Here is a 12,092-nt window from a genome sequence, read left to right on the forward strand (position 1 = left end):
TGCTGTGATATTAGGACCTGTTGTTTCAGAGATACTCTTTTAGGATGTCTTCATTAATAGTAACTGCTGCATTTGCTGAAATATAAGTTTGCATATTGTTAGGAGCCACTCCTACAGCGAAGATTGCCTTGTTTTGATAGTCTTGGCCAATGGATTTGGTAATTCCCGCCATGGCATGTTTTGAAGCAGCATAAATACCATTGAAGGCTGTTGGCTTAAATGAATTAGAAGAGACCGTATTTACGATTGTTCCGCCGCCATTTTCCAGCATTACTGGGATTACATATTTAACTCCTAAAAATGCACCTTTTACGTTGACATTCATTAAACGATCATATTCGTCAGAAGAGTACTCATGAATTAAACGGAATGGAATCATAATGCCAGCATTATTAATGAAGAAATCAACTCTGCCAAATACTTCTACAGTCTTAGTAACATAATTTTGAACGTCGTTTTCGTTAGAAATATCTGCTTTCACAAAAATTGCTTCAGCACCTTTTTCTTTAACGTCGTTCGTCGTTTGTTGTCCATCTTTCTCATTAAAATCAACAAGAGATAATTTATATCCTTGCTCTGCTAACTTTAAAGCTGTCGAACGCCCTAAACCCGTTGCTGCTCCAGTAATAATCACTACTTTATTCATCTGAACATCTTCCTAAATATTATGATAGAATTAATCGACAACTGTCTCATTGAGTATAATAAATTAAGATAATCACTTACCAACAAATCTTGTATAGTTGTCGGTTATTTTATAAATAGGAGTTATTAAATTGGATAAAGAATTGTAAGAACAAAGAAAAATTTATACTTAACAATTGAAAAATTACTAAAAAACTCGTCATTTGAACAGTCATCTGTTTCAGAAATTTGTAAATTAGCAAAAGTAAACAGAAGCACCTTCTATGTACACTATGTTGATAAAATTGATTTGTTTAATGATTATACTGAGCATCTGATCGCACAAGTTGAAAGGGAATTAATTTCATATCAAAAAAATTTAGAACGTACGGGTGTATTGCCTTCGTATGAAAAATTACTGATGCATGTTCAACAACATGATTATTATTATCGCTTTATTTTTTCACCAAATGCACCTTTGCAGTTTTATTTTCAATATTTAAGACATATTCAAACGATGATAGAGGAATCAATAATGTTAGATCCTTCGAAGCATATAAATGCTGATCTCTATTTCGCCTTTCAAAGAACGCCTATCTTGGAGTTGTTATGGAATGGGTTGCGCAAGACTTTTCTATATCGGTTGAAGAAGTTGACAATCAGTTGAAACTTATTCTGAATTTAGACGGTTCTTCAAATCATGTGCTAAGTTCTCTATAAGAAATATTCACAAGTTCACTGACTGAGGACAACCCTCTTCTATTAAAAGTTTATTCTCATTTTTGCGACGCATATCCACCTATAGGTGGATATATATCACTACAAATTCAACCTGCTGGTGGACGTATTTCCTCCTTACAAATTGTATGATTGTGATATAACCAATGACCTGTAAGGAGGCACCGTTATGACAACTAATCTTTGGATTTCCACAATTGCTATGTTCGCTGTGCTGGTATACAGTACGATCGGACGCAAACCGTTCAACATCATCCGAATCCTGCTACCTATTGTTTTAATTGGCTACTTTGGGGCTACGTATTTGAAAGAAGTGCCAACTGGTGGTAATAACGGCTGGTTACTGGTTGCTGCTTCTCTACTCGGGGCTGTGGCCGGTGCAGTTCTGGTCTTTTTAACCCGCACCGAATTTGACTCAAAAACCGGGATCACATACGTAACCTCGAACTTTGCTAGTATTGCTGTTTTATCTTTTGTTTTCATTCTACGTATTGTTTTGATAGAAATGGTTACACTAAACGGCGAAGAAGCCTTTGTTTTTTCAATAGAGCACCATTTTGACTTAGAAGTGCTCGGTCCGATTTTCATTCTGATGGCTGGTGCAATGATTACCGTATGAGTGATCGGTACTTTAATTAAAGTGAAACGCAGTAAGTTGAACATACAGCTACTGAATACATTTACTATAGAAGATAAATAACTCACCCTTATGACACCAGCAAATAAATTGAGTGAATAATAAGGCAAAAATGTTCTCATGAAGGTGGTATTCATGGATGTCTCTCTCCTTTCACAGAGGATTCGTTATCGTGATTATAGCGTTATTATTCGTGTTCCTATCATTATTTCCTGATCCGATGTCCTCCAAATGGGTATCATTGGCTCTGTGCCTGATCTACATGGTTAGTTTTTGGTATGTCTATCAACTTTCATCTACACGAATGCTTAGTGTTCTGTTTGCATTACTGTATGTTGTATCCCTTTATTTTGGTTTGCGTTTGATGAAAACACGGGATTACTGCTATCCCTTCAAGGCTTTCTCATAAGCTACATCGCGCTGATGCTGCCAAATTGGACAGCGGTGATTCAGTCAGGTAGCATTCTCTTGATCACGTTTCTGGTTCGACTTTCTTTTGATGGACAATCCTGGGGGAGTTTACTAAGTCGTGATTTCTTTTTTTATGCGGGCTTGTTCGCCATGTGTCGCTTGATTAGGCAGAGAAGGATACGCGAACAGGAACGATTCAAGTTTACAGAGGAATTAACTCTGATGCATTCAGAACTGGAAGGTGCCCACCTCAAACTTCGACAAGCTCATGAGGAGCTGGAGCTAGCGACAGAGAAGTCCCTGCGTTATGCTGTCATTGAGGAACGCAGCCGGATCGCTCGAGATCTTCACGATAGTATCGGGCACCGAACGGAGATTAGGATCAATTGACTTATCGGACTCGAAGAAGGGGGTAAACTTACCCTCTAGATCTTGAATCTTTATTCCATACCCATTATCCATAATTTGAATTTCGTTAATAGAACCTAACTTGGTTTGAAATGTTTGAAGCTCAATTATAGTTGCTTTTGTATCAAAACCGTTCCAAATATATTCAGAGATTGATTGAAGGTATGTATATTTTTTTAGCGACTTCTTCCTTTAGTAGAAATCTGAATTTTTTCATAATCCTCTATTGGCTCCCATCACATAAATGATGGTTTAATTCTATTCCAATATTCTCATTCTGTATATATTATGAGATCAATCGTCAAGGATAAGAAAATGGTTTCCTTTTCTTATCGATATGTGACAGAACCAAAGTTTGTCTCTACAGCCAGTAAATATTGCCGAGTAAGCTTAAAACCTGCCTCTTCTCTATGGCCTTGCTCCCATTGATCCTCAATTCTACTCATCTCGATATGTAGCAACTCAAGTTACGTATGGAGAGGGATTGATCTTTCTGTGACCTCGTTTGCTCACGAGAAAGCAACCCAAAAAGTTCATTAAAAATAAAAGCCTGATCTTCGGTCAATCGCTGAAAAGGGTTGCTACCCATCATCTCGAATAAAGTGGTTGGTGACCAACCCGCTAACGCAGATGTTTGTGTGGACATTATTTCATATGAGAAGATAAGCATGAATCCTTCAACCTCTTGGACATGGTTCTCTTCAAACCAACCGTGAATCTGACCAGGGGAGATTAAAACGAGTGTATTCGGAGACAGGTTAGTCCTGAAAATCGATCAGTACTCTCCCCTGTCCTTTTGTTATCCAAACATTTAGAAACAATCATGACGATGTAGATCATGGTAGGCCAATTCTGTACTCTGTTCTTCATCCATAAGTGAGAAAAACCTAAAATCATTTAGATCAAGCATACGGCCTGGGACGATTCGGATTTATCTGTATTTGACATATAAATATTCCTTCCAGAATTATTGTTATTCAAGATGTTATCAATCTTTACAAAATAGGGGTTTCGGAAAAACGGAATGTACTTCTCTATTGAGTGCTTTTGATCCAACTTATGAATATGAACATATTTAACATTTTAAGAAAAAAGAGCCTAAATCTAAGGCTCTTTCCTGAAATCAAGCGAACTTCACATACAATAATGAGGAGTGTAGGATAATGAATGTTCGTAGGATGTAACTAACTATCTGCTGTTTCTCTTCAGTCTAGAAATTCAGCTCTAAAAAGTAATTGGTAACGTCTTAAGGCCACGGATAATCATACCTGATCTCCATTCTAAAAGATCAATCTTCGTATTCAATTTCATCTCAGGGAGTTTCTGAAGAAGTGAAATTATAGCAATTTCTCCTTCAAGCCTTGCAAGAGGGGCACCAAGACAATAATGGACACCTTTACCAAAAGAAATGTGGTCATTAATTTTACGTGTAATATCAAATGTATCAGGTTCCTCAAACTTTTTGGCATCTCGATTCGCAGAAGCCACAGCAACAAACATCATATCGCCTTGACGTATCTGATGACCGTCCAGTTCAACATTTTCTGTTGCCCAACGAACATTACTTACTTCAACAGGACCATTGAATCGTAGAATTTCTTCGACGGTAGCCTGAATTAAATTAGGTTCTTCTACTAATAGCCGTTTTTGCTCTGGATGCTCTAGAAGAGCTAACAATCCATTACCGATCAAGTTCACTGTTGTCTCGTGACCAGCTATAATCAGAACAAACACGAGTGCATAGAGTTCATGTTCTGTAAGCTTGTCTCCTGCCTCTTCCACATTGATAAGATCACTGATAAGATCATCTTTAAGCTCTTTTCTACGTTCGGCGATAAAGCCTTGCAGGTAGTCAACAAAAGCCTTCATGACCAGGTCACTTTCCTGGCTCATCTGAGGGTTGCTGACGCTTTCCATAATTGTATTCGACCACAATTGAAATTTGTCCTGATCCTCTATTGGAACACCTAACATTTCACAGATAACAATTAACGGCAGAGGAAAAGCATATTCTTCAATTAGATCGATTTCACGTTTGCCCGATACAAGTATCTTGTCTAACAATTCATCACTAATTTCCTCAATTCTTCCACGTAACCTTTCAATCATACGTGGTGTGAAAGCCTTCTGAATTAATCGCCGTAGACGTCGGTGATCTTCTGGGCTCACGCTCAGTAGATTTTGCGAGATAATCTCCATATGTGGAGCTTGTTCCCCGGCTTGTCCTTGGAGAGGATGACTTGTGACAAAGCGTCCATCTTGTAGAATATTTACGGCATCTTCATAGCGTGATACCATCCACGCATAATGCCCACCCGGCAATAAAAAACGATGAATAGGTTCATCCGCACGTAGCTTTTCGTAGACTGGAAAAGGGTGCTGAATAAAAGAACGATCCAAAAAATCAACTTTAGAACCTGAGAGATTTGAATTTTCGTTTTTAAACATTAATACTCCTCCTCAGCAATTTTGATCGCATTGAAATCATTAAAAATCCAACTACAAATACATGCAATTTATTAATTATCTTTCAGTGGTTTATCCAGCATCCTCTTTTTAGAGTATAATCCTTTTGTTTCCTATATACTGGTATGATTGTTATAAAAATTGTATGAAATTATGTTACTTTAAACTCCTAATAGTAGAATCGAACAAGTTTTCTTTATTTCCGGTAACGGTAGGTTGGGTGGCATAAATTTGTTTTTATTTAGATCAAAAAAGCAGTTGGACATGGGGGGAAATATCCCTTATCCAACTACTTTTTTTGTTGATATTCTATGAACCAAAATGAAGCTGGAGCTTGGCGTACATGTCTTCCAATGTAAACCGAGGATCTATAGAATGATACCATCGGATTAACCGCTCATTCTGGTTATGCACATTCGCATGTCATTCGTAATTCTTGGAGCTGGTTTCATTTCATAGCCATATTCGTGATCATCCAGTAAGATGCTGACCGCTGGAGAATCTCCCAAAACTCTACATTTCACCTTTGGGCCACCCTGGTGACTCACCCATCTGAAAATTGAAGTCCACCAATTGCTGATATAAATATGCCCCTACTAATGCCTTTAATATTGAATCTTGGGGTCAGCAATGCATGAACAATTGCAAATTGATCATCAGCTTCATTCTTAGCGTCAGTATTAATGATTAAGCGGATTTTTTTTACTCTCAGGAATGTCAAACGGATGTTTCATCACAATTCTGGCCTCCATTCAAATCACAACTTACAACGTACTTAGTGTAGCTCCACTCGGAGCGCAGATGGGCGACTCCCAATGGAGAATCCGTAAGCTGCTTCGTCTCCATTCAACACGCGTCCACGAACCCACTCGTCTTGCACGAAAGTCCCTTCCTCTATACGAACATACTCTGAATTATAGTCCCCTTCTTTAAGTAGAAATTCAACCGAAAAACCGATACCTACAACAAAAAATTCGTTATCATTGGCCTCGATGACGAGTCCCCCTGATAGGGGTTTACCATCTTTTTTGAGCTTATAAGTGACTTTCAAATTGTATTTGGAGAACGACAGTATACAGCCTGGCTCATTATTCTGGAAGAAACCTGTCATTTTCCCCGTTCCACGGTTCTCCTGTATGACGCCTAGCATATTACTGAGCAACTTATAACTCTGTGCAAGGTAGGAACCTGTTCCGGTTGCATCAAATGCAGAAAAATCGATATTGAGACTTATTAACACGCTAGGATCATAATCCGAATCTTCTTTAGGCGGAGCTAAGAAGTCCTCGATGCCAAATGGGGAATAACACAAAGCATTATACTTTCCAAAAGCATAAAAGACTTTCGCCACAGATGCGACGTCTCTTCTCGCTTCGGGAATAAATAACGGATTTTCGTTCCCAGACGTATATTCCTCACAAACCTCTGTAAAATTCTCAACATATATATCGGGCGCATAAAGACAAATTGACGGAGCAGTTGCTTTCCAGAGCGGTATCACCTTTGCAATCGGCCCACCACTTGGATAGGATCCCGGATTCCACGGAAATTGTTCAAGCCAGGCATTCACAAACACTGGTAACGGGTATTCTTCAATTCCGTTACTTGCGATCAATTCAACTGCCCGAGCATAATGGTATGCCATAAAATATTCTTCTGCCTCATAACCAAAAGCTTCTTTCCACGTTCCTGATCTTTCAAAAACGGCTCCAACTTCATCAGGAATAAGAAGGTTGAACCGTTCATTTGCAGCATCTGAATAGTCACGATTACTACCAAGAAATCCGATTTCATTCTCCACTTGAACCATAATCACAGTGTGATGATCACTGTCCACTTTTTTCAGATGGCTCATGAATTGCCTAAAAGCATTGGCATCAGCTTTAATAGCTTCTTCGCATAACGGCGAAATCGTATCTGAAGTCGTTTGATTACGATAGGCTGTGCGGAAATAAGTTTCCTTATTTCTCTTCACCCAAGCAGGCACATAGGATGAAACTCCATTTTTCCACAACCCAAACCATAAGAGTACCAAACGAACGTTTTCTTCGCGTGCCTGTTCGATAATACCCTCCACAAGCTCAAAATCGAATTCGCCAGGATTCGGTTCGATAAGTTCCCAGTAGACCGGAGCTATTACCGTATTCAAGTGTAATCCTCTTAGGTTTGGCCATACGTTATCTCTCATATAATTCAGGTCAGACGCACTGGAGTTATGAATCTCACCTGCTAAGGCAATATAGGGCTTATTATCAACATAAAGGTTAAATACTCCGTCTTCTTTTTTTAAGTAAGGCAATGTCATGATGCAAACTCTCCTGTCATATTTGTAATAAATGTATATTAATTCATTTATATCGACTTTGAAGATTAGTTCCTGTCAGAATTACCTAATCGCCTTTAATTTTTCATCTAACTCCTCAAGTATGCTTGTATCCATAGGAAAATGAGCGACAAAATCTCTGATTGAAGCGTCTCTAACCTTGTACCAAATCGAACTTGGTTCCATCTCAAAACCAGGAGGAACTACTGGTTCAATCAGCTTACGTGCATGTTCGTTCACAACCAGATCAACAAGCGGTGTATATGTGCTAAAAGTTTTAATATAGCTCCTATTCGGCATATATTGAATCAGGTAGTTTCCACTCTCTAATTCAAGCTTTACATCCTCTCCATCTTGAACCATGGGCACATTTAACTCCAAACTGTTATTAATTGAGATTGTACCCACAGATGCTCTTGGCAGGACAACATAAGCCGTTGAATGAAACGGAATCTCGAAACGGAATTCAAGTCTCCCGTCTTCATCAAATGACCATGCACTCTTATAAGTGCCTACCGCCGAATCGACCACAGCTTTCGCCCACTGTAAACGAAAATTCGGCTTCGGTGTCAAAATGACTCGGCGAAAACCCGGTACTTCTTCATCTGGGTTCATTCCTGCGATTACTCGGTACATCCATTCTGCAATCGCACCATAGACATAGTGATTCAGGGAGTTCAACCCAGGTGGACCGATTTTGCCATCCGAGTCAATGGAATTCCAACGTTCCCAGATCGTCGTCGCTCCAAGCTTGACTGCATAGAGCCAGCTCGGATGATCTTCGTTGAGCAATAGTGAGTAGGCAAGTTCTTCACAACCATGGTTTGACAATGCGAAATTTAGATAAGGTGTTCCGACAAATCCAGTCTGGAGATGATAGTCATCCTTCCGAAGCCGAATGACTAAACCCTCTATAACACGCTTCTGATACGCAGCCGGGACTAGGTCCATATACAGTGCTATGGCATATGCAGTCTGGGTATCAATCGCAAGACGGCCATTTTTTGAAAAAAACTCGTCCTCTATCGCCTGTTTGACTTCCCCGGAAATCCGTTCGTAATAGACTTGGTCATCTTCGAAGCCAAGCACCTTTGCCGCTTTGGCGACCAATTTTGAGGAATAGTGATAATAGGCAGAGGCGATAAAGGCCGTGTCAGTGGCTCCTATTACCGACTCAGGATCGTTCCCGTCTAGCGCAAGCCAGTCTCCTAAATGAAAACCGACCGTCCACAGTCTGCTGCAGCCCGAATCCTCGTCAGCAAGAATAATAAAGTCAACCCAACTCTTCATGCTCTTGTACTGCTGGCGTAATATGCCCATGTCTCCATAATGAAGATACACGTTCCAGGGAATAATCGTGGCCGCGTCAGCCCATGCACTTGAGCCACCGCTCGGAACGTTCACTGCGGGAACGACCATTGGTACCATTCCCCCGCGATCCTCTTGTTCAAGAGCCATATCATAACCATACTTTGAATAGAAAGTGTACGAATCCATGTTAAAACAAGCGGTCCCTGAGAACACTTGGGCATCTCCTGTCCATCCCATTCGTTCGTCTCTTTGAGGGCAATCTGTAGGAACGTCCAGGAAATTACCTTTTTGTCCCCAAAGCGCATTCTCAAACAACCTATTTACAAGCGGGTTGCTCGTCTCAATTACTCCAATTTGTTCCAAATCAGAGTAAAGCACACAGCCTGTAAAGTCGCTAGGATCGAGCTCTCCCGGCCAGCCTTCCACCTTGACGTACCGGAAGCCATAGAAAGTGAAGAACGGACGAACGATTGTTTCTTCCCCATTAGCTGTATAAACATATTCTGCCTTGGCTGTTCGAAGGTTATCTCGATAGAAGTTCCCGTCCTGCAGAACCTCACCATGTTGAAGACGAATCACCGTTCCTTTCGAAGCATGTGTACGGAATTTTATCCAACCAACCATGTTTTGACCCAGATCAAGCACTGTATCACCTCCCGGTGTGACAATGACCTCAATCGGCTTTAATTCCTCCTTCACTACAACAGGAAGACTTAACCTTGAAGTAAGACGTTCGAAGCCTAGATTACCTTCACGAACTGAATGCAATTCTGTGGCCTTGAATGTTGCATCGTAGACTTCGCCATCATACAAATTACCACTCAAAACCGGGCTTCTACTTGCAATCCAATCCGTATCAGATTTCAGAATCTCCGTTGTTCCGTCAGTATACTTGACCCGAATTTCACATAATAGCGAGAACTCGTTACCGTATAATTCTCTGGAATAACCATCAAATCCGAAACGTCCTTTGTATAATCCGTTCCCGAGAATCACCTCTACCTGGTTTTCGTCTTCGCGCAATAACCCTGTAATGTCATACGTCTGATATTGTAGCCACTTGTTATAGGCGTTAAAGTGAGGGGCGAAATACTCGTCACCTGCCTTGATACCATTAATCTGCATCTCGTACAATCCAAGACCACATACGTATGCACGGGCGGAATCAACTGACTTTATGAGTTTGAAAGTTCTGCTAAGGACTGGGTGATGCTCCGTGTCCATTACAGGTATGATCCACTTCGCCTCCCACGATTCGTCTAATTTTGCCGTTTCGAACCAAGCAACATCGCTTACAGCATGGTCTCCATTGTCTGCCCACACCTCTACCCGCCAGAAATAGCGAGTTCTGGGTTGAAGCTCGATCCGAAGCTCGAAGGAGAGGCTGTCGATATCTGTTTGCTTACCACTATCAAATATGATGGAAGAAAAATCTTCGGCCAGTGCTACTTCGTACCTAGCTGCGGTCTGCTTCTTAGCATCAGTACACGTGACTACATAAGAAAGTCTAGGCCAATCACCCAAGGAGAATCCCAATGGATTCATAATTCGATTCGTTTTGAGTTTCGTAATAATCATTAGGCATCGTTCCCTTCCAAAGAATTGGATGATACAATAGGCAGCAATTTATTGGTTGGATTTCGCCCATATGTCGAGTTGTCTCTGTTTCTCCTCAATCACCTTGTCAATTCCTGCAATCTTCAAGTTGTCTAAAAACTTCGGCAGCACATTATCTGGATCAACACTTCCCGTCTCAAGAGGGAGACGGTATTGTGAAATAACATTTCCAATGGCTGCAATTTCTGTTTTGACCGCTGTTGGATCGAACGTGAAACCAAGAGCCTTTGATTTTACAGCTGACTCATTAAACTGTTTTACTTTTTCCCAGATATCCGGATCTGTTCCTTGCCAGACATGGGCGATAAATTGATTACCAAACATCCAACCGGCATTTAATCGATATCCTGAATTTTGATCATTGACACCTTCAGGAAAATCGATGACATTACCAGTTAAGACTTTGTAGTGCCTGCCTTCAATTCCCCAGATCAATAGATTCGAGATGTCTTTATCAGAGTACATCAGATTAAGAAATTCCATTGCTTTATCTGGAGATTTAGAATTGGAAGTGATCCCCCACATTGTGTTTGTAATATGGGCCGTTGTAGACACGGGAGGGTCTGAAAATGCTATGGTTTTCATTGGTACTTTACTGGTAGATTTATCTCCCTCTTCTTCAAAGTGAAGTGCTCCGGGATGAGCATTTAGTAGAAACGCAAAACCACGATTAGAATCGATTAGATCTTGTGCATTCACCTGATTCGTTGAAGCATCTTTAAGAATTAGACCATCCTGGTACCATCTTCTAAGCATGTGAAGCTGCTCTGCGTATTCTTCTGTACCATACCAATTAACAACTTTTAGTCCATTATCAAAATCAGGAAGAACGCCTAGATGATTATCCAATCTGTCAAACGTCTGATAGTTATCAAGAATAGATGCCCCTGTTGACGGGATTAGAGGTGCTGTAGCCGGCTCACTATTTTTAACCGCTTTCAAAACTTTTTCTAGATCTTCAAGCTTTCGAAGTTTACTTGTATCAATTTGTTTTTTTTCGAGAATATCTTCTCGCATTGTGATGCCATTAACATAAGCCATTTCATGCAAAGTTGGTACACCAAATATGGCTCCATTCACCCTTGAAGCATCCAGATAAGCTGGATCCAATGCTGCAATGATACCTTCTCCATGCTTGTTAAGAAGTTCATCCAGCGGAATCAATTGACCTTGAGTTATTGCTGTGTTGTAGGCATAGATTGTTGGCATTAGATCCAGATTTTCTCCGCTTGAAAACATCAAGTTTACTTGCTGGATCCAGTTGGAAAAACTAATAGGCAATAATTTGACTTTAACATTAATTTTTTCTTCGGCTATTTTACTAACTGCTTCTTCAATCAAGGACATATCCTTCGGAAGTGCAGCAAAAATTGGAAAAGCAACCGTTAGTTCAGTCAGTTCGCCGGGTTCTGCAGATGAATCGGATTCTGCAGTTGTCTCTCCATTATTGTTATTGCTGCTGTTATTACAGGCTGACAACAGTAACATGGCAATGATAAGCAATGCGTTAAGCAAACTTCGATTTTTTGGCATAATATCCTCCTCGATATAAGAAAT

Annotated in this window: 8 protein-coding genes; 2 read left to right on the top strand and 6 right to left on the bottom strand. The window is 40.3% G+C overall.

The window, feature by feature from the left end:
* Window positions 1-25 precede the first annotated feature (25 nt).
* Window positions 26-646, bottom strand: coding sequence for an SDR family NAD(P)-dependent oxidoreductase (locus tag FE296_RS26400; protein ID WP_150366922.1), 621 nt, complete (start codon window positions 644-646; stop codon window positions 26-28).
* Between the two features lie 885 nt (window positions 647-1,531).
* Here FE296_RS26400 and FE296_RS26410 point away from each other — a divergent pair.
* Together FE296_RS26410 and FE296_RS33985 are read left to right on the top strand one after the other, a co-directional pair.
* Complete coding sequence (locus FE296_RS26410) at window positions 1,532-1,981, top strand: CcdC protein domain-containing protein (protein ID WP_150366924.1); 450 nt, start codon at window positions 1,532-1,534, stop codon at window positions 1,979-1,981.
* Between the two features lie 441 nt (window positions 1,982-2,422).
* Window positions 2,423-2,800 carry a histidine kinase gene (locus FE296_RS33985; RefSeq protein WP_317889433.1) on the top strand — a complete coding sequence of 126 codons (378 nt, stop codon included), beginning with the start codon at window positions 2,423-2,425 and terminating at the stop codon, window positions 2,798-2,800.
* On the opposite strand, the gene FE296_RS34130 is transcribed toward FE296_RS33985, so the two are convergent.
* From FE296_RS34130 to FE296_RS26445, 5 genes are all read right to left on the bottom strand, one after another.
* Complete coding sequence (locus FE296_RS34130; protein ID WP_411860616.1) at window positions 2,693-2,971, bottom strand: ATP-binding protein; 279 nt, start codon at window positions 2,969-2,971, stop codon at window positions 2,693-2,695. The two genes, FE296_RS33985 and FE296_RS34130, sit on opposite strands and share 108 nt — an antisense overlap.
* Window positions 2,972-4,042: 1,071 nt before the next feature.
* A complete protein-coding gene (locus tag FE296_RS26425) occupies window positions 4,043-5,266 on the bottom strand; it encodes a cytochrome P450 family protein (RefSeq protein WP_150366926.1) in 1,224 nt (407 codons plus the stop codon).
* 793 nt (window positions 5,267-6,059) lie between these two features.
* Window positions 6,060-7,589 (bottom strand): DUF5597 domain-containing protein, encoded by a 1,530-nt coding sequence (locus FE296_RS26435; protein ID WP_124115097.1) that lies wholly within the window; start codon window positions 7,587-7,589, stop codon window positions 6,060-6,062.
* 81 nt (window positions 7,590-7,670) lie between these two features.
* A complete protein-coding gene (locus tag FE296_RS26440; RefSeq protein ID WP_124115096.1) occupies window positions 7,671-10,496 on the bottom strand; it encodes an alpha-L-rhamnosidase in 2,826 nt (941 codons plus the stop codon).
* Between the two features lie 48 nt (window positions 10,497-10,544).
* Entirely contained in the window at window positions 10,545-12,068 is a 1,524-nt protein-coding gene (locus tag FE296_RS26445; RefSeq protein ID WP_150366927.1) for an ABC transporter substrate-binding protein, read from the bottom strand.
* Window positions 12,069-12,092 lie beyond the last annotated feature (24 nt).

The sequence above is a fragment of the Paenibacillus sp. UASWS1643 genome (assembly GCF_008693195.1).
In the GTDB taxonomy this organism is placed as follows: domain Bacteria; phylum Bacillota; class Bacilli; order Paenibacillales; family Paenibacillaceae; genus Paenibacillus; species Paenibacillus amylolyticus_B.

Coding starts and splice junctions, on each gene's coding strand:
- FE296_RS26435 (WP_124115097.1), bottom strand. CDS start 7,589: ATGACATTGCCTTACTTAAAAAAAGAAGACGGAGTATTTAACCTTTAT.
- FE296_RS33985 (WP_317889433.1), top strand. CDS start 2,423: ATGCTGCCAAATTGGACAGCGGTGATTCAGTCAGGTAGCATTCTCTTG.
- FE296_RS26425 (WP_150366926.1), bottom strand. CDS start 5,266: ATGTTTAAAAACGAAAATTCAAATCTCTCAGGTTCTAAAGTTGATTTT.
- FE296_RS26445 (WP_150366927.1), bottom strand. CDS start 12,068: ATGCCAAAAAATCGAAGTTTGCTTAACGCATTGCTTATCATTGCCATG.
- FE296_RS26400 (WP_150366922.1), bottom strand. CDS start 646: ATGAATAAAGTAGTGATTATTACTGGAGCAGCAACGGGTTTAGGGCGT.
- FE296_RS26440 (WP_124115096.1), bottom strand. CDS start 10,496: ATGATTATTACGAAACTCAAAACGAATCGAATTATGAATCCATTGGGA.
- FE296_RS26410 (WP_150366924.1), top strand. CDS start 1,532: ATGACAACTAATCTTTGGATTTCCACAATTGCTATGTTCGCTGTGCTG.